At 65.6% G+C, this 22,186-nt stretch carries 17 protein-coding genes and 1 pseudogene; 12 read left to right on the forward strand and 6 right to left on the reverse strand.

The annotated features are described in order from the left end of the window. Nucleotides 1–23 precede the first annotated feature (23 nt). Complete coding sequence (locus tag ACFDR6_RS09305; RefSeq protein ID WP_375858108.1) at nucleotides 24–644, forward strand: TetR/AcrR family transcriptional regulator; 621 nt, start codon at nucleotides 24–26, stop codon at nucleotides 642–644. Between the two features lie 44 nt (nucleotides 645–688). On the opposite strand, the gene ACFDR6_RS09310 is transcribed toward ACFDR6_RS09305, so the two are convergent. After that, a complete protein-coding gene (locus ACFDR6_RS09310) occupies nucleotides 689–1,597 on the reverse strand; it encodes a LysR family transcriptional regulator (RefSeq protein WP_212086696.1) in 909 nt (302 codons plus the stop codon). A 102-nt stretch (nucleotides 1,598–1,699) separates the two neighbouring features. On the opposite strand from ACFDR6_RS09310, the gene ACFDR6_RS09315 reads away from it, so the two are divergent. From ACFDR6_RS09315 to ACFDR6_RS09350, 8 genes and pseudogenes are all read left to right on the forward strand, one after another. Beyond that, nucleotides 1,700–3,196 (forward strand): CoA-acylating methylmalonate-semialdehyde dehydrogenase, encoded by a 1,497-nt coding sequence (locus ACFDR6_RS09315; RefSeq protein ID WP_317239861.1) that lies wholly within the window; start codon nucleotides 1,700–1,702, stop codon nucleotides 3,194–3,196. A 121-nt stretch (nucleotides 3,197–3,317) separates the two neighbouring features. Continuing rightward, nucleotides 3,318–4,463 carry an isobutyryl-CoA dehydrogenase gene (locus ACFDR6_RS09320; protein WP_317239860.1) on the forward strand — a complete coding sequence of 382 codons (1,146 nt, stop codon included), beginning with the start codon at nucleotides 3,318–3,320 and terminating at the stop codon, nucleotides 4,461–4,463. Beyond that, nucleotides 4,460–5,527 carry an enoyl-CoA hydratase/isomerase family protein gene (locus tag ACFDR6_RS09325; RefSeq protein WP_375858109.1) on the forward strand — a complete coding sequence of 356 codons (1,068 nt, stop codon included), beginning with the start codon at nucleotides 4,460–4,462 and terminating at the stop codon, nucleotides 5,525–5,527. Before ACFDR6_RS09320 ends, ACFDR6_RS09325 begins: the two co-directional genes overlap by 4 nt. Before the next feature lie 13 nt (nucleotides 5,528–5,540). Then, nucleotides 5,541–6,446: pseudogene (mmsB, locus tag ACFDR6_RS09330) on the forward strand (3-hydroxyisobutyrate dehydrogenase); the annotation flags it as partial. After that, nucleotides 6,446–8,164, forward strand: coding sequence for an AMP-binding protein (locus ACFDR6_RS09335; RefSeq protein WP_375858110.1), 1,719 nt, complete (start codon nucleotides 6,446–6,448; stop codon nucleotides 8,162–8,164). The pseudogene mmsB and the gene ACFDR6_RS09335, both read left to right, overlap by 1 nt. Further along, a complete protein-coding gene (locus tag ACFDR6_RS09340; RefSeq protein WP_317239857.1) occupies nucleotides 8,165–8,644 on the forward strand; it encodes a MaoC family dehydratase in 480 nt (159 codons plus the stop codon). Nucleotides 8,645–8,876: 232 nt separating this feature from the next. Then, nucleotides 8,877–9,794, forward strand: coding sequence for an SDR family NAD(P)-dependent oxidoreductase (locus ACFDR6_RS09345; RefSeq protein ID WP_317239856.1), 918 nt, complete (start codon nucleotides 8,877–8,879; stop codon nucleotides 9,792–9,794). Nucleotides 9,795–9,932: 138 nt separating this feature from the next. Next, nucleotides 9,933–11,165: a BaiN/RdsA family NAD(P)/FAD-dependent oxidoreductase gene (locus ACFDR6_RS09350; RefSeq protein WP_317239855.1), complete on the forward strand. Its 1,233-nt coding sequence runs from the start codon at nucleotides 9,933–9,935 to the stop codon at nucleotides 11,163–11,165. Between the two features lie 95 nt (nucleotides 11,166–11,260). On the opposite strand, the gene ACFDR6_RS09355 is transcribed toward ACFDR6_RS09350, so the two are convergent. The 3 genes from ACFDR6_RS09355 to ACFDR6_RS09365 form a co-directional block, all read right to left on the reverse strand. Beyond that, nucleotides 11,261–12,340, reverse strand: coding sequence for a D-TA family PLP-dependent enzyme (locus tag ACFDR6_RS09355; protein WP_375858111.1), 1,080 nt, complete (start codon nucleotides 12,338–12,340; stop codon nucleotides 11,261–11,263). A gap of 64 nt (nucleotides 12,341–12,404) precedes the next feature. After that, nucleotides 12,405–14,216 (reverse strand): ABC-F family ATP-binding cassette domain-containing protein, encoded by a 1,812-nt coding sequence (locus tag ACFDR6_RS09360; RefSeq protein WP_212086633.1) that lies wholly within the window; start codon nucleotides 14,214–14,216, stop codon nucleotides 12,405–12,407. Between the two features lie 2 nt (nucleotides 14,217–14,218). Continuing rightward, the gene (locus ACFDR6_RS09365) at nucleotides 14,219–14,710 is read right to left on the reverse strand and encodes a YaiI/YqxD family protein (protein ID WP_212086630.1); all 492 of its coding nucleotides are present in this window, start codon (nucleotides 14,708–14,710) and stop codon (nucleotides 14,219–14,221) included. 105 nt (nucleotides 14,711–14,815) lie between these two features. Between ACFDR6_RS09365 and ACFDR6_RS09370 the strand changes: the two genes are divergently transcribed. After that, entirely contained in the window at nucleotides 14,816–15,616 is an 801-nt protein-coding gene (locus ACFDR6_RS09370; RefSeq protein ID WP_375858112.1) for a hypothetical protein, read from the forward strand. Nucleotides 15,617–15,786: 170 nt separating this feature from the next. On the opposite strand, the gene ACFDR6_RS09375 is transcribed toward ACFDR6_RS09370, so the two are convergent. Beyond that, entirely contained in the window at nucleotides 15,787–18,159 is a 2,373-nt protein-coding gene (locus ACFDR6_RS09375; protein ID WP_375858113.1) for a xanthine dehydrogenase family protein molybdopterin-binding subunit, read from the reverse strand. A gap of 209 nt (nucleotides 18,160–18,368) precedes the next feature. Between ACFDR6_RS09375 and ACFDR6_RS09380 the strand changes: the two genes are divergently transcribed. Further along, complete coding sequence (locus ACFDR6_RS09380) at nucleotides 18,369–19,454, forward strand: Ppx/GppA phosphatase family protein (protein WP_317239850.1); 1,086 nt, start codon at nucleotides 18,369–18,371, stop codon at nucleotides 19,452–19,454. A gap of 1 nt (nucleotide 19,455) precedes the next feature. Further along, nucleotides 19,456–20,154, forward strand: a complete 699-nt coding sequence (locus ACFDR6_RS09385) for an RlmE family RNA methyltransferase (protein WP_375858114.1) — start codon at nucleotides 19,456–19,458, stop codon at nucleotides 20,152–20,154. A gap of 100 nt (nucleotides 20,155–20,254) precedes the next feature. Here ACFDR6_RS09385 and ACFDR6_RS09390 read toward each other — a convergent pair whose 3' ends face one another. Next, on the reverse strand, nucleotides 20,255–21,745 hold the full coding sequence (locus tag ACFDR6_RS09390) for an MFS transporter (protein ID WP_375858115.1): 1,491 nt from the start codon (nucleotides 21,743–21,745) through the stop codon (nucleotides 20,255–20,257). Nucleotides 21,746–22,186: the final 441 nt, after the last annotated feature.

Genomic DNA, 22,186 nt, shown 5'->3' on the forward strand with positions numbered 1-22,186 from the left:
CGTCGACATCCAATGAGATCCGCATGCGCTATTCCCGGGAACACAAGCAGGAAACTCACGATCGCATTGTGAAGAAGGCTTCGGTGCGGCTGCGCGAGAAGGGGGCCCACGGCATCGGCGTCGCCGATCTCATGAAAGAGGCAGGCCTGACCCATGGCGGCTTCTATGCGCATTTCGACTCTCGCGAGGCGCTGGTGATGGAAGCCTTCGCCTACGCCATGGATCGGTCCATGGACCATTGGCGCAAGCTCGCCGACGAGGCCGCGCCTGAAAAGCGTTTGGCGCTGGTCGCAGATAGCTATCTCTCCACGCTGCACCGCGACAATCCCGGCACCGGCTGCTCGATCCCCGCCCTCGGGGCCGAGATCGCCCGCGAGAGCCCGAAGACGCGCAAGGCATTTGCCGGCAAGCTCGACGAGATGATCGAGCTGCTGGCGGACTACATCCCGAACATCCCGCGCAAGGCCGCACGCAAGCAGGCGATCGCGACGTTGGCGACGATGGCCGGAACCATGCTGCTGGCCCGCGTGGCCGGGTCGAGCGAACTCTCGGACGAGGTGCTGAAGGCGGGCAGGGACAGTACGCTGGACGGCGCCAAGCGGGAGCCGACAAAGCCTGCAACCGTCAAGAAGACGAAGAATTAGGCGAGCTGCCGTAGGGTGGGCAAAGGCGCGTCGGCGCCGTGCCCTCACCGCCCCGCAAACAGCGCCCGTTCGCGCTCCACGATCTCGCCGATGTAATCGGCCACGGCCCGGATCCGTGCCAGATCCTTGCTGTCGGCATGCATCAGCATCCAGAACGTCCGCGTGATCGAGATCTCCTCCGGCAGCACGGCCACCAGTTGCGGGTAATCGCTCGCCATGAAATGGGGCAGCACCGCGATGCCGAAACCGGAGAGCGTGGCGTTGAGCTGGGCGATCAGATTGGCGCTGCGGAAGCGCGCGGAGATCCGGGGCGACACTTGCGGCAGATAGTCGAGTTCCGGGGTGAACAGCAGCTCCTCGATGTAGCCGACGAACCGGTGCTGCGGCAGGTCCTGGCGCGAGGTGATTTCAGGGAAGCGATCGAGATAGGTGGGGGCCGCATAGAGACCGAGGCGGTAGTCGAGCAGCTTGCGGCCGACGATGCGGCCTTCCTTCGGCATGGTCAGGCTGATGGCGATATCGGCCTCGCGCTTGGAGAGACTGAACAGCCGCGCGGTGGCCACAAGCTGCAGATCGAGATCGGGATACCGGTCGGCGAAGGGCGCCAGCCGCGGCGCCAGGAAAGCGGTACCGAACCCGTCAGGCGCGCCGATCCGCACCGTGCCGGTCAGCCGGGCCACCGAGCCGCCGACCTGCTCCTGGTTGGCGACGATGGTCGATTCCATGGCTTCCGCGCTGTCGGCGACGCGCTGGCCGGCCTCGGTGAGGAGATAGCCGGTCTTGCGCCGGTCGAACAGTTTTGCCGAGAGGTGCTTTTCCAGCCGGTCGACGCGTCGGATCACCGTGGCATGGTCGACGCCGAGCTGTTTTGCCGCAGCTGAGACCGAGCCGCCCCGCACGATGGCCAGCACGAAGCGGAAGTCGTCCCAATCGATAGCGCCTTGATCCAGCATTTTCGCACATCTATGGTGCATTATCTCAGACTTGAATCCCAATAAATGCAGGTCGATAGGATTTGTCAAAGCGTTCAAGCTCGGCCTCAAGGAGATCATTCCATGCGTTCAGTCGGACATTTCATCGGTGGCAAGGAAGTGAAGGGCACGTCGGGCCGTACCGCCGACGTTTTCGAGCCCATGACCGGTGACGTCCAGGCCAAGGTGGCGCTGGCGTCCAAGGCCGAGGTCCGCGCCGCCGTCGAGAATGCGCGCGCAGCACAGCCCGAATGGGCGGCGACCAACCCGCAGCGCCGCGCCCGCGTGATGATGAAATTCGTGGAGCTGGTGCAGCGCGACTACGACAAGCTCGCCGAGCTGCTCGCGCGCGAGCACGGCAAGACCGTGCCCGACGCCAAGGGCGACATCCAGCGCGGCCTCGAGGTCGCGGAATTCGCCTGCGGCATTCCGCATCTGATGAAGGGCGAGTACACCGAAGGCGCCGGCCCCGGCATCGACATCTATTCCATGCGCCAGGCGCTCGGTGTCGTCGCCGGCATCACGCCGTTCAACTTCCCGGCGATGATCCCGATGTGGAAGTTTGCGCCCGCGATCGCCTGCGGCAACGCCTTCATCCTGAAGCCGTCGGAGCGCGATCCCGGCGTGCCGATGCTGCTCGCTGAGCTCATGATCGAGGCGGGCCTGCCGGCCGGCATCCTCAACGTCGTCAACGGCGACAAGGAAGCGGTCGACGCAATCCTCGACGATCCCGACATCAAGGCCGTCGGTTTCGTCGGCTCGACGCCGATCGCGCAGTACATCTACGAGCGCGCCGCGCAGACCGGCAAGCGCTGCCAGTGTTTCGGCGGCGCCAAGAACCACGCCATCATCATGCCGGATGCCGACATGGACCAGGCGGTCGACGCGCTGATCGGCGCAGGCTACGGCTCGGCCGGCGAGCGCTGCATGGCCGTCTCGGTCGCCGTCCCCGTCGGCAAGTCCACCGCCGACCGGCTGATGGAGAAGCTGATCCCGCGCGTCGAGTCCCTGAAGATCGGCACCTCGATCGATCCTTCGGCCGATTACGGTCCGCTGGTGACGCGCGAGGCGGTCGAGAAGGTCAAGAGCTACATCGACATCGGCATCAAGGAAGGCGCGACGCTCGCCGTCGACGGCCGCGGCTTCAAGATGCAGGGCTACGAGAAGGGCTTTTATCTCGGCGGTTCGCTGTTCGACAACGTCACCAAGGACATGCGGATCTACAAGGAAGAGATCTTTGGCCCGGTGCTCTCGGTCGTGCGGGCGCACGACTACAAGGAAGCGCTGGCGCTGCCGTCGGATCATGACTACGGCAACGGCGTTGCGATCTTCACCCGCGACGGCGATGCCGCGCGCGACTTCGCGGCCAAGGTCAATGTCGGCATGGTCGGCATCAACGTGCCGATCCCGGTGCCGATCGCCTATTATACCTTCGGCGGCTGGAAGAAGTCGGGCTTCGGCGACCTCAACCAGCACGGCCCGGATTCGGTCCGCTTCTACACCAAGACCAAGACGGTGACCTCGCGCTGGCCGTCCGGCGTCAAGGAAGGTGCGGAATTCTCGATCCCGCTGATGAAGTGAGGCTGTAGCCTAGCCCGTCATTGCGAGCGCAGCGAAGCAATCCAGTATCTTTCCGCAGAGACAGTCTGGATTGCTTCGTCGCTTCGCTCCTCGCAATGACGAGGATGGTGAGGAGCCCAGCATGCAGTTCGCTCTGAACGAGGATCAGATCGCAATCCGCGACATGGCGCTGGCGTTTGCGGCGGAGAAGATCGCGCCGCACGCGCTGCGCTGGGACGAGGAAAAGCATTTCCCCGTCGAGGTCATGCGCGAGGCGGCAACACTCGGCATGGGCGGCATCTACATCCGCGAGGATGTCGGCGGCTCGGCCATGACGCGGTTCGACGCGGCGCTGATCTTCGAGGCGCTGGCGACGGGCTGCCCTACCACGTCCGCCTTTATCTCCATCCACAACATGGCGTCCTGGATGATCGATGCCTACGGCAGCGACACCCAGCGCCATCAATGGCTACCGAAGCTCTGTTCCATGGAGCTGATCGCGAGCTATTGCCTGACCGAGCCCGGCGCGGGGTCGGATGCCGCGGCGCTGCGCACCCGCGCCGTGCGCGACGGCGATCATTACGTCCTCAACGGCCAGAAGCAGTTCATCTCCGGCGCCGGCGGTACCGACCTCTTGGTCGCGATGGTGCGCACCGGCGGGGATGGCCCCGGCGGCATCTCGACCCTTGTCATCGACGGCAAGACGCCGGGCGTCTCATTCGGTGCAAACGAGCGCAAGATGGGCTGGAACGCGCAGCCGACCCGTGCCGTCATGTTCGAGAACGCCCGCGTGCCCGTCGCCAATCGCCTCAGCGAAGAGGGCGTCGGCTTCAAGATCGCGATGGCCGGCCTCGACGGCGGTCGCCTCAACATCACGGCGTGTTCGCTCGGTGGTGCGCAGACCGCGCTCGACAAGGCGCGCGCCTACATGAAGGAGCGCAAGGCGTTCGGAAAGCGGCTCGACGAATTCCAGGCGCTGCAGTTCCGCCTTGCCGACATGGCGATCGAGCTGGAGGCCGCGCGCACCTTCCTGTGGCGTGCGGCGGCGGCGCTGGACCGGAAGGATCCCGATGCCACCATGCTGTGTGCGATGGCCAAGCGGTTCGGCACGGATGTCGGCTTCGAGGTCGCCAACCACGCGCTCCAGCTTCACGGCGGCTACGGCTACTTGAGCGAGTACGGCATCGAGAAGATCGTGCGCGATCTGCGCGTGCACCAGATCCTCGAAGGCACCAATGAAATCATGCGGCTGATCGTGGCGCGCAAACTGATCGAGGGCGCGCGATGAATGCAGTGGAAGAGGGCGATCTGGTCGCTCGCATCGAGGGCTCGGTCGGCGTCATCCGCCTCAACCGTCCCAAGGCGATCAACGCCGTGACGCTGGAGATGTTTCGCGACATCGACAAAGCGCTCGATCGTTTCGAGGCTGATCCTGATGTTGCCGTGATCGTCCTGGAGGGCGCCGGCGAGCGCGGCCTTTGCGCAGGCGGCGACATTCGAACGCTCTGGGAAAGCTCGAAGGCTGGTGGCGACCTCGGCAACATCCTCTGGCGGGAAGAATACATCCTCAACGCCCGCATCAAGACGTTTCCGAAGCCGTATGTCGCGTTCATGGACGGCATCGTGATGGGCGGCGGCGTCGGTCTCTCCGCACATGCGAGCCATCGTGTCGTCACCGAACGCACCAAACTGGCGATGCCCGAGGTCGGCCTCGGCTTCTTCCCCGATGTCGGGGGCACCTTCTTGCTGTCGCGCTCGCCCGGCGAGATCGGCACTTACTTTGGCCTGACCGGCCAGACCATGAACGGGCCCGACGCCATCCACGCGAAATTCGCCGATGCCGTGGTGCCGGTGGCCAAATGGCCCGAGCTGCGCGAGGCACTGACCAGGGTTCGTCCAGGCGTGACTGCGACCGAGGTCAGCAAGCTCATCAACGGCGTTGCGACCGGCGAGACGGCCGGGCCGGTCGCCGCCAAGGAGCCGATCATCGATGCGCTGTTCGGCTTCGACCGCATGGAGGACATTTTCGCTGCGCTGGAGCGCGATGGCTCCGAGTTCGCGCTGGCCACACTGAAGACGCTGAACGAAAAATCGCCGCGCGGCATGGTGGTGACGCTGAAGCTTCTGCGATTGGCACGTACCGCATCGAGCCTGGAAGAGTGTCTGGTGCGGGAATATCGGGCCGCGCTGGAAGTCTTCCGCAGTGATGATTTTCGCGAGGGCGTGCGCGCGGCCGTGATCGACAAGGACCGCAACCCAACCTGGTCGCCGTCGCGGGTCGAGGATGTGACGCCGCAGATGCTTGCGCCGTATCTCGCCGAAATCGGTACTGATGAGCTGAAGTTTAGCTGACAACGACGTTCAAGGGGAGGATACGACAATGGCCACGATCGCATTCATTGGTCTGGGCAACATGGGCGGCCCGATGGCGGCCAATCTGGTCAAGGCTGGCCACAAGGTGGTGGCGTTCGATCTCGTCGAGGCCTCGCGCGCGCAAGCCAAGGCGGACGGCGCCGGCATTGCCGACAGCGCGCCTGCCGCGGTGAAGGGCGCCGATGTCGTCGTCACCATGCTGCCGGCCGGCAAGCATGTGCTGGGCGTCTGGAGTGAGGTCGTCCCTGTCATGGCCAAGGGCGCGGTGATCATCGATAGCTCCACCATCGACGTCGAGAGCGCGCGCCAGGCCCATGCGCTGGCGACGAAGCACGGCGTGCTTTCGGTCGACGCGCCGGTCTCCGGCGGCACCGGCGGCGCCAAGGGCGCAACGCTCACCTTCATGTGCGGCGGCGAAGAGAACGCGTTTGCCGCGGCCAAGCCCGTGCTGGAAAACATGGGCAAGAAGATCGTGCATTGCGGCAGCGCCGGCGCTGGCCAGGCGGCCAAGATCTGCAACAACATGATCCTCGGCATTTCCATGATCGCGGTCAGCGAAGCCTTTGCGCTGGGCGAGAAGCTCGGCCTTTCGCATCAGGCGTTGTTCGACGTCGCCTCGACCTCCTCGGGCCAGTGCTGGTCGCTGACGACCTATTGCCCGGTGCCGGGCCCGGTGCCGACCTCGCCTGCGAACAACGACTACAAGCCGGGCTTTGCCTCGGCGCTGATGGTGAAGGATTTGACGCTGGCGCAGGACGCTGCAAAGGCTGCCGGCGCTGCGACGCCGCTCGGCAAGCATGCGCAGGAGATTTATCAGTCTTTCGACGCAGCCGGTCAGGGTGGGGTGGATTTTTCCGGAATTATCAAGCACGTTAGGAGCCTAGCCGGGAAAGCTTGATGACGACATTCCAGGAAGCGCGCGCGTTTCTGCTGCAACACTGGACGGATTACGAGGCCGCGGTCAAAGGCTTCCGCTGGCCGGATACGGTTCCCTTCAACTGGGCGCTCGACTGGTTCGACGCCGAGCTGGCGACCAATGCGGACAGCAAGGACCGGCCCGCGCTCTGGATCGTCGACGCCGCGCAGGACAAGCAGACCAAGCTGTCCTTTGCGGCGCTTTCGAAGCGCTCGAACCAGGTCGCAAACTTCCTCCGCGCGCATGGCTTGAAGCGCGGCGATCATCTCCTGCTGCTGCTCGGCAATGTGGTGCCGCTATGGGAGACGATGCTGGCGGCAATGAAGCTCGGCGTCGTCGTGATCCCCGCGACCACACTGCTCACGGCGGACGAGCTGCGCGACCGGCTCGATCGCGGCAAGGCGAAGGCGGTCATCGCCGCGCAAGATCAAGTCGCGAAATTCGCAAGCCTTGGCGCGGAGAACGTCGCTCGCATCGTCGTCGGCGCCGCCTCCGACGGATGGCTTTCATACGATGAAGCGGCGAAGGCTTCGGAGAGTTTCAGCGCCGACGGTCCGACCAACGCCGACGACCCGATGCTGCTCTATTTCACCTCGGGCACCACGGCGAAACCGAAGCTTGTCCGGCACAGCCAGCGCAGCTATCCCGTCGGGCATCTGTCGACCATGTACTGGATCGGGCTGAAACCCGGCGATGTCCATCTCAACATCTCCTCGCCCGGCTGGGCCAAGCACGCCTGGAGCTGCTTCTTTGCGCCGTGGAATGCGGGCGCCACCGTGTTCGTGGTCAACCAGCCGCGCTTCGACGCCAAAGCGCTGCTCGCCACCATCGGCCGCTGCGGCGTCACCACCCTGTGCGCGCCGCCGACGGTGTGGCGGCTGTTCATCCAGGAGAATCTCGCATCGTTCAAAGTGGCCCTGCGCGAGGTCTGCGGCGCCGGCGAGCCGCTGAACCCTGAAGTGATCGACCAGGTGCGGGCGGCCTGGGGCCTCACCATCCGTGACGGCTACGGCCAAACTGAAACCACCGCGCTGGCCGGCAACTCGCCGGGCCAGAAGATCAAGATCGGCTCGATGGGCCGGCCGCTGCCGGGCTATCGCGTGCAGATCAGCGACGCCGACGGCAACCCGGCGAAAGAGGGCGAGGTGACGCTGCTGCTCGGCGCTGAGCGCCCCGCCGGTCTGATGCAGGGCTATCAGGGCGACGACGGCAAGCTGTCCGGCGCCGAGGGCGAGCTCTATCGCAGCGGCGATGTCGTGTTCGAGGACGAGGAGGGCTATCTCACCTTCGTCGGTCGCTCCGACGACGTGTTCAAATCGTCCGATTACCGCATCAGTCCGTTCGAGCTCGAGAGCGTGTTGCTCGAGCACGAGCTTGTCGCGGAAGCCGCGGTGGTGCCGAGCCCGGATCCGATCCGCCTTGCCATCCCCAAGGCATTCGTGCTGCTGACCTCGGGCGCGGAGCGCTCGCCGGAGACGGCGCTGTCCATCTTCAGGCATCTGCACATGCGCCTTGCGCCGTTCAAGCGGATCCGCCGCCTCGAAATCGTCACCGAGCTGCCGAAGACGATCTCTGGCAAAATCCGACGGGTCCAGCTACGCAGGCTCGAGCGCGACGATGATCGCAACGATCCGCTGCGCGGCCGGGAATTCCGTGAGGAGGATTTTCCCGAGTTGCCGAAAACACGGAGTGAGACCTAAGTGAACCAAATCTGGAAGTCGGCGCCGATCACGCGCGAGGCTTATCAAGCCATGGTCGGCAAGGAGATCGGAGTGTCGTCCTGGCACCTGATCGACCAGCCCCGTATCGACACCTATGCCGACGTGACCGAAGATCATCAGTTCATTCATGTCGACCCTGAAAGAGCCAGGAAGGAAACCGCCTTCGGCACCACCATTGCGCACGGCTTCCTGACGATGTCGATGCTATCGGTGATGTCCTACGAAGTGATGCCGGCGATTGCGGGCACCACGATGGGCGTCAATTATGGTTTCGACAAGCTGCGCTTCATCTCGCCGGTGCGTTCCGGCAAGCGCGTCCGCGGCCGCTTCGTGCTGGCGGAAGCCAGGCTGCGCAAGCCGAATGAATTGCAGTCCCGCACCAACGTGACCGTGGAGATCGAAGGCGAGGACAAGCCCGCGCTGGTCGCTGACTGGCTGGGGTTGATCTATTTGGCGTAGGCCCGAGGCGTCGCTGCCGGGCTTGACCCGGCGGGGCTTCGCTGCTCAAAAAGGCAACCCAGAGCGGGGTTTCACCCCTCTCCCTCTTGTGGGAGAGGGTGCCTCGCGGAACGCGAGGCGGGTGAGGGGTCTCTCTCCGCGAGCGCATCTGCCGAGAGAGACCCCTCATCCGGCGCTTCGCGCCACCTTCTCCCGCAAGGGGAGATGGGAAGAAAAATAGAGACCTTTACTCATGGCAATCAGGTTCGACGGACGCGTCGCCATCGTCACCGGCGCGGGCAATGGTCTGGGCAAGGCGCATGCGCTGGGATTGGCCAGCCGCGGCGCGAAAGTCGTGGTCAACGATTTCGGCGGCGCGCGTGACGGCACCGGTGGTTCGCTGTCGCCGGCGGAAGCCGTGGTGGAGGAGATCCGCAAGGCCGGCGGCACCGCGATGGCCGACGGCGCCGACGTTTCGAACTTCGAGCAGGTCACCGCGATGGTCGAGCGCGCCACCAAGGAGTGGGGCAGCGTCGATCTGATGTGCGCCAATGCCGGCATCCTGCGCGACAAATCTTTCGGCAAGATGGAAGCCGCCGATTTCCAGAAAGTGCTCGACGTGCACCTCGTCGGCACCTTCTATTGCTGCAAGGCAGCCTGGGCCGGCATGCGCGATCGCAATTACGGCCGCATCGTGCTGACCACCTCGTCCTCCGGCCTCTACGGCAATTTCGGCCAGGCCAATTACGGCGCGGCGAAATCCGGCATGGTCGGATTGATGAACGTGCTCGCCGAGGAAGGCCGAAAGAACAACATCCGTGTCAACATCATCTCGCCGACGGCGGCGACCCGCATGACCGAGGAGCTGCTGCCGCCGCAGGCGCTGCAGTTGATGAAACCGAACGCGATCACGCCGGCGGTCGAATACATGCTGAGCGAGGACGCGCCGACCCGCACCATCATGGGCGCAGGCGCCGGCTCCTTCGCCGTGATCAAGATCATGGAAAGCGAGGGCATCAACCTGCCGGAGTCCGAATGGACGCCGGACGCGGTTGCCGCCCATTTCGCTGAGATCAGCGACATGTCGAAGGCGAAGGCGCTCACGGGCGCGTTCGAGCAGACGCAGAAATACGTGGCGCAGGCCGCGGCGCGGGCGGGGATCAAGCTGTAACTCCGCCGTCGTTCCGGGGCGCGCGCCCGGAATCCATCGCTCCTCAAAATCTGCCGCCTGATGGATTTCCGGGTTCGCGCCGACGGGCGCGCCCCGGAATGACGGGCTAGGCGCGAGAAATTGTCCTAAACTCCCGCCATGACCTCAACCGACTCCCACGTCGCAATCATCGGCGCCGGTCCAGCCGGGCTGATGGCGGCAGAGGTGCTGGCGCAGGGCGGCGCCCGCGTCACCGTCTACGATGCGATGCCGTCCGCCGGCCGCAAGTTCCTGATGGCGGGCCGCGGCGGGCTCAATCTCACTCACAGCGAGCAGCTTGCTCAGTTCATGGCGCGCTATCGAGAGGCGGCGCCCAAGCTGCAAGCGGCGATCGCGGCGTTTCCGCCGGACGCACTCCGCGCCTGGAGCGAGGCGCTGGGCGAGCCGACCTTCGTCGGCACCAGCGGAAGGGTGTTCCCAAGAGCGTTCAAGGCCTCGCCCTTGCTGCGCGCCTGGCTGCGGCGGCTCGATGCCGGCGGCGTGCGCTTTGCGTTTCGTCATCGCTGGACGGGTTGGGACGGCGATGGGCGGCTGCTGTTTCGGACGGCGGATGGCGAGACGGCCGTCGCTGCCGACGCCACGGTCCTCGCGCTCGGCGGCGCGAGTTGGCCGCGGCTCGGGTCGGATGGCGGCTGGATTGATATTCTCGCGGCAAGAGGCATCGCCGTTTCAAAACTGCGGCCAGCGAATTCCGGCTTTGCGGTCGCGTGGTCCGACGTCTTCCGGGACCGCTTCGAGGGTCAGCCGCTCAAGGGCGTGGCGCTGACGGCTGGTGCATACACGGTGCGCGGCGAAGCGATGATCACGCGCGCGGGCATCGAAGGCGGCGCGATCTACGCGCTGTCGGCGGAGTTGCGGGACGCGATGTTGGGTCTCGGGCAGGCGCGGCTTTCGATCGCGTTGCGGCCCGACCTCGACGTTGCCGCGCTGACCTCGCGGCTTTCAGGGACGCGCGGCAAGCAATCGCTCGCGAATTTCCTGCGCAAGGCCGCGCAATTGTCGCCGGTCGGCATCGGCCTGATGCAGGAGGCCGCCATCGCATCCGGCCGGCCGCTGGCGACGTTCTCGCCGGCGGAACTCGCGCACCTCGTAAACGCGATCCCGATTCAGCTCACGGGCGTTGCCCCGATCGAGCGCGCGATCTCGACCGCCGGCGGAATAACTTTCGACGAACTCGACGAACATTTCATGCTGCGCAAGCAGCCGGGCGTGTTCGCAGCCGGCGAAATGCTGGACTGGGAGGCGCCGACGGGCGGCTATCTGCTGCAAGCCTCGTTTGCAACGGGCGCGGCCGCGGGCAGGGGCGTGCTGGGCTGGCTCAAGAAATCGTAGCGTGGGCAAACGCGCGAAGCGCCGTGCCCACGATCCTTCGATTACGACGGGAAGTCGTGGGCGGCTTCGCTTGCCCACCCTACGGCAGCCTGCCTCTACCGCAACTTCCCCCGTGCCGCCACCGGCAGCGTGCCGATGATCTCCTCGCCGCGGACCATCAGCACCTCGTCCATCATGTTGACGACGACGCAGACGTGGTTCGGCACGATGCGGACGACGTCGCCGACATTGGGCCGCGTGTTGCTGCGGGAGAGGTCGAGGAAGCCGTGCTCTTCCGCGAATTTCGCGATCTTGGCTTCTGGGTGCTCGAGGATCAGGCCATGGCCGTCGAGGCCGCCGGTGTCAGAGGTCAGTGTCTTCGAGCCGGCATCGAGGATGCCGCGCTCGGACGCGGCGCGGCTCACCACGGTTGAATAGATGTGCAGGGCGCAATCGTCCCAGCCGGCGACGCCGGCGGCGACCTGCATGCGATCGTTGTAGATGTAGGTGCCGAAGCGGTGCTCGGTGCCGCCCTTGAGCTTGCCGAGATTCTTCAGGTTCGGCGTGCCGCCGGTGGAGACGATCTTGGCATCCAGCCCATGCGCGCGCACGCCGGCCAGCGCCTCGTCGTAGAATTTCTGCGCGTCTGCCCAACCGGTCTCCGTCGGGTACATCATGAAGCCGGCGAACTGCAGTCCCTTGGACGCGGCGATCTCACGCGCCAGCGCAATGGCTTCGGCCGGCGTCTCGACGCCGGCGCGCTTGCGGCCCGTGTCGCATTCCACCACGACGGAGAGCGGACGGCCGGATGCGGCGGCTGCCTTGGGCAGGCCGGCCACGACCGTCGAATTGTCGGCGGCAACCGTCATGTTGGCCTTGCCCTGGAGCGCGCCGAGCCGCGCCATCTTCTCTTCGCCGAGGAGATTGTAGCTGATCAGGATGTCGTCGATGCCGGCGTTGGCCATGATCTCGGCCTCACCCAGCTTCTGACAGGTGATGCCCTTCGCGCCGGCCGCGACCTGCATCTTCGCGATGGTCGGATTCTTGTGCGTCTTGATGTGCGGCCGGTTGGCAATGCCGGCCTCGTCGCAAGCCTTCTGGATCCGCGCAATGTTGCGCTCGACCCTGTCCATGTCGATGACGGCGCAGGGCGTGCCGTATTCGCGGGCGATCTTGGCGGCGAGGGGAGTTGTCATGGAAGTCCTCTAGTTGGCGCGTATCCTGATCGCAAGACCGGTGGCCAGTCTTGCGGAATACGCGCTAAGCCTGCTCTATCTCTTCGCGAAGCATTTCAAGTTCGAGCCACCGCTCCTCGGCGGCGGACAATTCTTCATGCGCCTTGGCAATTGCGGCGGATGTATCGTCGAATTTTCTGCGATCCTTGGCGTAGAGGTTGGGATCGTCCAGCACGCGCTGCAGCTTGGCGATGTCGGCCTGCAGCGTTTCCATCTTCTTCGGCAGCGTCTCCAGCGCGTGCTTCTCGTTGAAGCTGAGCTTCCGCTTGGGCGCCGAGGCAGGAGCGGTTGCGCGCTCCTCTTTCCTCTCGGCGGGAGCCTGTGCCTTCGCCGTCTCGCGCTTCAGGTCCGCGCCGCGCTGCGCCAGCATGTCGCTGTAGCCGCCGGCATATTCGGTCCACTTGCCGTTGCCTTCGGGCGCGATCACGGAGGTGACGACGCGGTCGAGGAAGTCGCGGTCGTGGCTGATCAGGATGACGGTGCCCTCGTAGTCGCCGAGCATGTCCTCGAGCACGTCGAGGGTTTCGAGATCGAGATCGTTGGTCGGCTCGTCCAGCACCAGAAGGTTCGATGGCTTTGCCAGGGCGCGCGCCAGCATCAGCCGGCCGCGCTCGCCGCCGGAGAGCACCTCCACCGGCGTGCCACGCTGCTCCTGCGCGAACAGGAAGTCCTTCATGTAGCCGACGACGTGCTTCGGCTTGCCGCCGACCATGATCTGGTCGCCGCGGCCGCCGGTGAGGGCTTCCGCCAGCGTCGACTTGGGATCGAGGCTTTCGCGGTGCTGGTCGAGCGTGGCCGTTTCCAGATTGGCGCCAAGACGTATCGTGCCGGAATCCGGCTGCATGCCGCCGGTGAGCAGATTGACCAGCGTGGTCTTGCCGGCGCCGTTCGGCCCGATGATGCCGAGGCGGTCGCCGCGCTGGATGCGGGTGGAGAAATTCTCGACGATCTTGCGCTCGCCATAGGCCTTGTTGACGCCCTTGGCCTCGATCACCAGCTTGCCGGACTGCTCCGCTTCGGCTGCTGCGAGACTGGCGGTGCCGGCCGTGCCGCGATAGTTGCGGCGCTGGTCGCGCAGCGTGTGCAGATTGGCGAGGCGCTTGACGTTGCGCTTGCGCCGGCCGGAGACGCCGTGGCGCAGCCAGTGCTCCTCGTCGACGATCTTGCGGTCGAGCTTGTGCTGGTCGCGCTCTTCCTCCGCCAGCACCTCGTCGCGCCAGCTTTCGAACGAGGCAAAGCCGCGATCGATCTGCTTGATCTTGCCGCGGTCGAGCCACGCCGTGGAGCGCGACAGATTGGTCAGGAAGCGGCGGTCGTGGCTGATGATCACCAGCGCGCTGCGGCGGCTGTCCAGCTCCTTCTCCAGCCATTCGATGGTGGAGAGATCGAGATGGTTGGTCGGCTCGTCCAGCAGCAGAATGTCGGGCGAGGGCGCCAGCACATAGGCCAGCGCCGCGCGCCGGGCTTCACCGCCGGAGACGTTGTGCGGGTCCTCCTCACCCGTGAGCCCGAGCTGCTCCAGGAGATAGCGCGCCTGATGCTGGTCGTCGCCGGGCGCAAGGCCCGACTCGACATAGGCCAGCGTGGTCTTGTGGTCTCCGAAATCCGGCTCCTGCGGCAGATAGCGCACGGTGGCACCGGGCTGCACGAAGCGTGTGCCGCCGTCGGGCTCGACGAGGCCGGCTGCGATTCTGAGCAGCGTCGACTTGCCGGAGCCGTTGCGGCCGATCAGGCAGACGCGCTCGCTTGGAGCGACATTGAGCTCGACGCCCGATAGCAGCGGGGTGCCGCCAAAGGTCAGCCTGATGTCTTTCAGTTGGATCAGCGGCGGCGCCATGATCAGCCCTGGCTGGTGGCGGTCTGGTCAGCGCGGCGGCGCTGGATGCGGCGCAGGGTCTGGTCGAGCGCCGCGAGGAAGGTAGAGCGATCGCGCGGTGAGAACGAGCGCGGGCCGCCGGTGACTTCGCCGGCCGAACGTAGATCCGTCATCAGATTGCGCACCGCCAGCGTCATGCCGATCGACTCTTCCGTGAACGGCTTTCCATTCGGCGCGATCACGTCGGCGCCGGCCTTCACGCAGCGGCTCGCAAGCGGAATGTCCGATGTCACGACGACGTCGCCGGGCCTGGCGCGCTCGGCGATCCAGTCGTCTGCGGCGTCCATGCCGGCGCCGGCCGCGATACGCTCGATCAGCGGGTCCTGCGGCACGCGGATGAAATTGCCTGCGACGACGCTCACGGGCACGCCGTGCCGGAGCGCGACGCGGTAGATCTCGTCCTTCACCGGACAGGCGTCGGCGTCGACATAAATGCGGGTGGGAGTGTCGGTCATTGGCCGCGTGGTACCCCATTCGGGCTGCAAAGGCGAGGGGATTGACCGGTGTTCCCCGAGGCCTACGATCGGACCGAGACAACAAGACTCCAGGGAACGCCCATCATGCCGAACCGGCTCGAAACCTACCGCGTCGAGGCCTACAACACCGCCAAGCAATCCGAAAACAAGATGCATGACGACAATGTGGCGCGCCGCTTCGGTTTCTCCGGCGGGCTGGTCCCGGGCGTCGATGTCTTCGCCTACATGATGCACGTGCCGATTGCCCGCTGGGGGCGCGACTTCCTGGCGCGCGGGCTGGTCGAGGCGCGCTTCATCAAGCCGGTGTATGACGGCGAGGCCGCCGACGTCGATACAACCGAGCACAACGAGTTGCTGACGATCGAGGTGTTCAGCCGCACCGAGCTGTGCGCCACCGGCACGGCCGCGCTGCCGGCCGCTGCGCCGGCCGTGTCGTTGAGCGACTATGTCGCGGTGCCCGTGGTGGCCGAGCGCAGGCCCGTCAGCCCGGCAACCTTCGAGACCGGTAAATGGCTCGGCACCTCTCCGCGTCGCTGGGCCGGGCAGGACGCGGCCGACTATCTCGCCGACATCCGGGAGACCGATCCGATCTTCGCGCGTGAGGGGCTTGGCCATCCCGGCCTGATCCAGCGCGTGATGAACCGCGTGCTGGTCGACAACACCATTCTAGGTCCCTGGATCCATGTCGGCAGCCGCATGCAGCTGTTGTCGGCCGCGCGCGCCGGCGACGAGATCACGGCGCGGGCCAGGGTGACCGCCAATTACGAGAAGAAGGGCCACCGCTTCGTCGAGCTCGACGCCCTCGTCGTCGCCAACGGCACGACGCCGATCGCGCATTGCCAGCATACCGCGATCTACCAGCCGCGCGAGCAGGCGGTGGCTTAGGGAAGACCGGGCAAGGCGACGCTAGTCGCGCCACAGACAGTGTCATGCCCCGGCTTGTCCGGGGCATCCAGTACGCCGCGGCTTATCCGTGAAGCACGACGGCCTCAGAGTACTGGATCGCCCGGTCAAGCCGGGCGATGACAGCATTGTTGTGGATGCTGAACGCTACCCTACGCCGCTTTGCTCTTCGCGTCCTGGATCGCGCGCCACACGCGCTCGGGGGTCAGCGGCATGTCGATGTGCTTGATGCCGTAGTCCGAGAGCGCATCGAGCACGGCGTTCACCACGGTCGACAGGCTGCCGGCGCAGCCGGCTTCGCCGCAGCCCTTGCTGCCGAGCGGATTGGTCGTGGCCGGCACCGGGTGATCGCCGACCGTCATGTTCGGCACGTCCTCGGCGCGGGGCAGGGCATAGTCCATCAGCGAGCCCGTGATCGGCTGGCCGCTCTCGTCGTAGCGGATGTGTTCCATCAGCGCCTGGCCGATGCCCTGGACGACGCCGCCATGGAGCTGACCCGCGACCAGCAGCGGGTTGATCACGGTGCCGAAATCGTTGACCGCGCTGTAGCGCACGATCTGCACCACGCCGGTCTCCGGGTCGATCTCCACTTCGGCGACGTGGCAGCCGTTCGGGAACGCCGAGGCGACCGGTTCGCTGGTGTGATCGACGTCGAGGCTGTCAGGCACGCCCTCCGGCATCTTGCCGTCATGCAGGCGTTTTGCCAGCTCCATGATGTCGATGCTGCGATCGGTGCCGGCGATCGTGAAGCTGCCATCGGCGAATTCGATGTCGGCTTCGGACGCTTCGAGCATGTGTGCCGCGGCGCGTTTGCCCTTCTCGATGACGAGCTTGGCTGCTCCCACGATGGCCTGGCCCGTTGCCGTGATCGAGCGCGAGCCGCCGGTGCCGTTGCCGGTGTGGACGATGTCGCTGTCGCCCTGCACCAGCTTGACGCTCTCGAAGGGAACGCCGAGTTGCCCGCACAGCACCTGAGCGAACGGCGTCGCATGGCCCTGGCCGTAATCGAGCGTGCCGGTAATGAGCTGCACGGTGCCGTCGGGGTCGAACACGATCTTGCCGAGCTCGACGCCGGGAGGCGCGGTGACCTCGAGATAGGAGCCGACCGCGATGCCGCGCAGCTTTCCGGCCTTTTTGCTCTCTTTCTTGCGCTTGGCGAAATTCTCGTGGTCGGAGATTTCGAGCGCCTTGTTGAACACGGCCTGGAAGTCGCCGCTGTCATAGGTGACGCCGGAGGAGGCCGCGAACGGGATCTGGTTCGGCTTGATGAAGTTGCGCTTGCGCAGGGTCAGGCGGTTGATGCCCATCTCGTCGGCGGCGCGGTCGATCAGCCGCTCCATGTAGTAGTTCGCCTCGGGCCGGCCGGCGCCGCGATAAGCCCCCATCAGCGTGGTGTTGGTCAGCACCACCTTGATGTCGACGCCCATCAGCGGGGTGCGATAGACGCTGGAAAAATTCTTGCCGGTGTTCAGCGAGAGCGGCCCCGGCGCGACGCCGGTGATGTAGGCGCCGACATTGCCGTAGCCTTCGAGCTTCGCTGCGAGGAAATGCCCCTCGGCATCGAGCGCCAGCTCGGCATGGATCTTCTGCGCGCGGCCGTGGCTGTCGGAGAGGAAGGCGGTCGAGCGCTCGTCGAGCCATTTCACCGGGCGGCCCAGTGCCTTCGCCGCGTACAGGATGCACATGTATTCGGGATAGTTGATGTTCTTCATGCCGAAGGAGCCGCCGACATTGGCGGTGAGAATGCGTACCTTCTCGTTCGGCACTTTCAGGTTCTTGGCGAGGTTCGCGCGGTTGCCTGCGACACCCTGCGTGGGCACCTGAAGCGTGTAACGCTCGGTCTTCTTGTCGTAGGAGGCAAGGCCGACGCGCGGCTCCATCGAGACCACGGCGACGCGGGTGTTCTCGATGTCGATCCTGGTGACATGGGCGGCGCTGGCGAAGGCTGCGTTGACCTTCTCCATGTCGCCATAGTGGTAGTCGAGCGCCACGTTATCGGGGATATGGTCATAGAGCTGCGGCGCGCCGGGCCTGGCGGCTTCCTCGGGGTCCGTCACGGCCGGCAGCGGTTCGACGTCGAGCTCGACCGCCTCGGCCGCATCGCGCGCCTGCGCCAGCGTCTCGGCCACCACGAAGGCGACGGGATCGCCGACGAAGCGGACCTTGTCGGTGGCGAGCGGCTGACGGTTGGTCTGAAGCAGGGGCGAGCCGTCGCGGCTCTTCAGCGGCAGGCCGCAGGTGAAGGGGCCGTAGCCGGCGGCATCGAGATCCTTGCCGGTCCAAACCCCCAACACGCCCGGCATCGTCTTGGCGGCGTCAATGCCGATACCGCGGATGATGCCATGGGCATGGGTGGAACGGACGACCACGGCATAGGCTTGGCCGGGCAGGTTGAAATCGTCGGTATAGCGGCCCTTGCCGCGCACCAGCGTGTCGTCCTCCTTGCGGCGGACGGGCTGCCCGACGCCGTATTTTTGCAGTGCAATAGCGTTCTCAAGCGTGGACGATTTGGTGTGTTCTTGCATGGAATTGACCTGAAAAGCCGGCATTTGCGCATTTTCGCGGCAGCAGGGCACCGGACTCCCCTGAGATAACCCACCACCCCGTTCACGACAACGCACGAATGGGCATGGTCCCATGTGATGCGTTGTTGCGCATACCCGCCGCGCTGCTAATGTTTCAGGCGAAAAAGCAATTCCAGACCGGCCCGACCGGCCGCGGAAAGACAGTTTGCATGAATGACCACACGCGGCTCCGCGACGGCCATGTAAGCCAACATGGGCCGCACGGTGAGCTGGAGGGGTCGATGGCGGCGGTGGCGTTGGCCACCGAACCTTCCGTCCCCGCACAGGCGCCGGGAACCGGCATCTATGCGGCGCTGGACCTCGGGACCAACAATTGCAGGCTGCTGATCGCCTGTCCGACCCAGGACGGCTTTCGCGTCGTCGATTCCTTCTCGCGCATCATCCGGCTTGGGGAAGGTGTCTCGGCGACCGGGTGCATCAGCGAGGCCGCGATCGAGCGCGCCATCGCCGCGCTCAGCATCTGCCGCGACAAGATCAACTTGCGGAAAGCGCGCCGGTTGCGGCTGATCGCAACCGAGGCCTGCCGCGCGGCCTCGAATGCGGAGGGCTTCCGCAGCCGTGTCGCGGCCGAGACCGGCATCGAGCTCGAGGTGATCGACCGCGAGACCGAGGCCGCGCTCGCCGTGCTCGGCTGCTCGCCGCTGGTCGACCCGAGGGGGCGCGGCGCGATCCTGTTCGACATCGGCGGCGGCTCGACCGAGCTGGTGCGGATCGAGCGCGACGCGGAGAATCCGGAGCCGCGCATCAAGGCCTGGATGTCGATTCCCTATGGTGTGGTCACGCTCGCCGAGCAGTTCGGCGGCCGCGACGTGACGCCGGAGATCTATGCTGCGATGGAGCAGGCGGTCGCAAACCATGTCGCGCCGTTCGCGGAAGAGCATGGCGGCGATCTCGCCGACATGCACCTGCTGGGCACATCAGGCACGGTGACGACGCTCGCCGGTATCCATCTCAACCTCGCGCGCTACGACCGCCGCCGCATCGACAGCATCTGGATGGACGATTCCGACATCACCGCGACCATCAACAAGCTGCTCGGCATGAGCTATGAGGAGCGCGCCGGCAACAACTGCATCAGCGTCGAGCGCGCCGATCTCGTACTCGCCGGCTGCGCCATCCTCGATGCCATCCGCCGCGCCTTTCCGCTGCCGCGCCTGCGCGTCGCCGACCGGGGCCTGCGCGAAGGCATGCTGGTCGAGATGATGCGCGAGGACGGCGCGCTCAGGAGCTGGTGAGATGGCCAAGGACACCACCGGCCGCTTGCACGTCCAAGTCAAGACCAAGGTCAAGACCGGCGGCAAGCGCAAATTGTCGTCGAAGCTCTGGCTGGAGCGGCAGCTCAACGATCCCTATGTCGTCAAAGCCAAGGCGGCCGGATACCGCTCCCGCGCGGCATTCAAGCTGCTCGAGATCGACGACAAGTTCCGGTTTCTCAAGCCCGGCTTGGCGGTGGTCGATCTCGGCGCGGCGCCCGGCGGCTGGAGCCAGATCGCCGCCAAGCGCGTCGGCTCCACGGAAGGCAAGGGCAAGGTCGTCGCGATCGATCTGTTGGAGATGCCTGAGATTCCCGGCGTCGATTTCGCCCAGCTCGATTTCATGGACAATGACGCGCCCGATAAGCTCACCGCAATGCTGGGAGGCGGGGCCGACATCGTGATGTCCGACATGGCCGCCAACACCACCGGCCACCGCAAGACCGACCAGCTCCGCATCGTCGGCCTCGTCGAGACCGCGGCGGCCTTTGCCTGCGACGTGCTCAAGCCCGGCGGCACGTTTCTGGCAAAGACCTTCCAGAGCGGCGCCGACGCCGACCTGCTCGCCCAGCTCAAGCGCGATTTTGCCACGGTGCGCCACGTCAAGCCCGCGGCAAGCCGGCAGGATTCCTCGGAGCGCTACGTGCTGGCGACGGGGTTTCGGGGCGGGGCACAGGAGTAGCCTCCGTCATTGCGAGGAGCGAAGCGACGAAGCAATCCAGAATCCCTCCGCGGAAAGATCCTGGATTGCTTCGCTACGCTCGCAATGACGGGGAGAGAGGCTACCCCAGCCGCTGATCCCGCACGTCCTGCGTATCCTCGCTCGCCGCCTTGACCGCCGCCTTCTCGGCACCCTTGCCGGCGCCCTTGCGGCTCGCGATTTCCACGGCCTTGCGGCCGGAGATCTCGTTTCCGGCGTCAGCGGGCATCTGCCAGAAGAACCAGCTCGACGCCGCCGAGGTCAGCGCGACCACGATGAAGGCGGGCGCGAACACGGTGGCGTTGATCTCGCTGACATGGCTGAACCACATCGTCGTTTCCACGCAGGCCGCGCCGACCGCGACGCCGGCCGAGACCGCCAGTTGCTGGTTGACGCTGACGAGCGTGGTGGCGCGGCTCATCTGCGCGGTCTCGACGTCGGCGTAGGCGACCGTGTTGATCGCGGTGAACTCGAGCGAGCGGAAGAAGCCGCCGACCACCAGGATGACCATGATGATGAGCAGCGGCGTCGTCACCGTGAACAGCGCGCAGACGCCGAGGAAGAACGCGCTGACGAGCGCGTTCACCGTCATCAGATTGCGGAAGCCGAAGGTACGGATGATGCGCGCCGCCAGCGTCTTCATGCCCATGGCACCGAGCGAGGAGGCGAAGGTGACGAGGCCCGAATGGAACGGCGACAGGCCGAAGCCGATCTGCATCAAGAGCGGCAGCAGGAAGGGCAGTGCGCCGATGCCGAGGCGGAACAGGAAGCCGCCGAACACGGCCGCGCGCAGCGTCGGCAGCTTCAGAAGCGAGAAATCGAGCACCGGCGAGCCCGTGCGCCGGGCGTGCAGGACATAGAGTGTCATGGAGATCGCGCCACCCACGACCAGGGCGGCGACCGTGCTCCACGGCAGAAGGTTCAGTCCGGCAACGGAGAGTCCGAACGCGATGCCGGCAAGACCGATCCCCGCGAGCACCATGCCGTAGAGATCGAACGGCTCCTGCGTCTCGCTCTTGATGGGATCGATGAAGCGCAGCGCCATGAAGATGCCGAGCAGCCCGATCGGGATGTTGATCAGAAAGATCCAGTGCCAGGACGCGTAGGTGGTGATGAAGCCGCCGAGCGGCGGGCCGATCACGGGGCCGATTAGGGCAGGGACTGTGACCCACGCCATCGCATTGACCAGGGCGCTCTTGTCGACCGAGCGCAGCAGCACGAGGCGCCCGACCGGCGTCATCATCGCCCCGCCCATGCCTTGCAGGATGCGCGCGAACACGAAATCGGTGACCGAGGTGGAGAGCGCGCAGCCGACCGAGCCGACCATGAACACGCCCACCGCGACCGCGAACACCATCCGCGCGCCGAAGCGGTCGGCGGTCCAGCCGCTCGCCGGGATGAACACCGCGAGCGACAGCAGGTAGGACGTGATTGCGAGCTTGAGCGTCAGCGGACTTGTGCCGATGTCGGCCGCGATCGCCGGCAGCGAAGTGGCGATCACCGTGGAGTCCATGTTCTCCATGAAGAGCGCGGTGGCCACGATCAGCGGGATGACGCGTTGCTTATCGACCATGTCGGATTGGTAATGAAAATCGGAAGGAAGGGTGCGAATTGCGGCTTAACACCGCCGCTCGGCTGCGACCATTGCGCATCAACGCATAGCACCTAAATCCTGCGTAACAACGGTGTGACCCTCTGTCGTCATTCCGGGGGACGCCCCATAAGCGCGAGCCCGGAATCCATTGGGCCGCAGGGATGGCTGCGGGATGGATTCCGGGCTCGCGACTTCGTCGCGCCCCGGAATGACTGTGGGTTGGGACATCATCCCGGCTATCCACGCCGAATTTACTCAAAAAGCCTGTGCATGGCTGGCCGGCGGTTCGATTCGCTTTGATTCGTCACGCGGCCGTGCTATCGACCCGCGTCAACCCCACCGATGGGCTCCGATTCTCCGGCGATGCCGCAAGGTACGCCGAGGGCGGCGCTCATCCATAGCTATTTGCGGCAGGGCCGC

The sequence above is a fragment of the Bradyrhizobium tunisiense genome (genome assembly GCF_042263385.1).
Taxonomy (GTDB): domain Bacteria; phylum Pseudomonadota; class Alphaproteobacteria; order Rhizobiales; family Xanthobacteraceae; genus Bradyrhizobium; species Bradyrhizobium tunisiense.

Excerpts from the sequence above, each read along its gene's own strand:
- ACFDR6_RS09315 (WP_317239861.1), top strand. The coding sequence starts at position 1,700 with ATGCGTTCAGTCGGACATTTCATCGGTGGCAAGGAAGTGAAGGGCACG.
- ACFDR6_RS09320 (WP_317239860.1), top strand. The coding sequence starts at position 3,318 with ATGCAGTTCGCTCTGAACGAGGATCAGATCGCAATCCGCGACATGGCG.
- ACFDR6_RS09380 (WP_317239850.1), top strand. The coding sequence starts at position 18,369 with ATGAATGACCACACGCGGCTCCGCGACGGCCATGTAAGCCAACATGGG.
- ACFDR6_RS09345 (WP_317239856.1), top strand. The coding sequence starts at position 8,877 with ATGGCAATCAGGTTCGACGGACGCGTCGCCATCGTCACCGGCGCGGGC.
- ACFDR6_RS09325 (WP_375858109.1), top strand. The coding sequence starts at position 4,460 with ATGAATGCAGTGGAAGAGGGCGATCTGGTCGCTCGCATCGAGGGCTCG.
- ACFDR6_RS09390 (WP_375858115.1), bottom strand. The coding sequence starts at position 21,745 with ATGGTCGATAAGCAACGCGTCATCCCGCTGATCGTGGCCACCGCGCTC.
- ACFDR6_RS09370 (WP_375858112.1), top strand. The coding sequence starts at position 14,816 with ATGCCGAACCGGCTCGAAACCTACCGCGTCGAGGCCTACAACACCGCC.
- ACFDR6_RS09335 (WP_375858110.1), top strand. The coding sequence starts at position 6,446 with ATGACGACATTCCAGGAAGCGCGCGCGTTTCTGCTGCAACACTGGACG.
- ACFDR6_RS09355 (WP_375858111.1), bottom strand. The coding sequence starts at position 12,340 with ATGACAACTCCCCTCGCCGCCAAGATCGCCCGCGAATACGGCACGCCC.
- ACFDR6_RS09360 (WP_212086633.1), bottom strand. The coding sequence starts at position 14,216 with ATGGCGCCGCCGCTGATCCAACTGAAAGACATCAGGCTGACCTTTGGC.
- ACFDR6_RS09350 (WP_317239855.1), top strand. The coding sequence starts at position 9,933 with ATGACCTCAACCGACTCCCACGTCGCAATCATCGGCGCCGGTCCAGCC.
- ACFDR6_RS09365 (WP_212086630.1), bottom strand. The coding sequence starts at position 14,710 with ATGACCGACACTCCCACCCGCATTTATGTCGACGCCGACGCCTGTCCG.
- ACFDR6_RS09375 (WP_375858113.1), bottom strand. The coding sequence starts at position 18,159 with ATGCAAGAACACACCAAATCGTCCACGCTTGAGAACGCTATTGCACTG.
- ACFDR6_RS09385 (WP_375858114.1), top strand. The coding sequence starts at position 19,456 with ATGGCCAAGGACACCACCGGCCGCTTGCACGTCCAAGTCAAGACCAAG.
- ACFDR6_RS09310 (WP_212086696.1), bottom strand. The coding sequence starts at position 1,597 with ATGCTGGATCAAGGCGCTATCGATTGGGACGACTTCCGCTTCGTGCTG.
- ACFDR6_RS09305 (WP_375858108.1), top strand. The coding sequence starts at position 24 with ATGCGCTATTCCCGGGAACACAAGCAGGAAACTCACGATCGCATTGTG.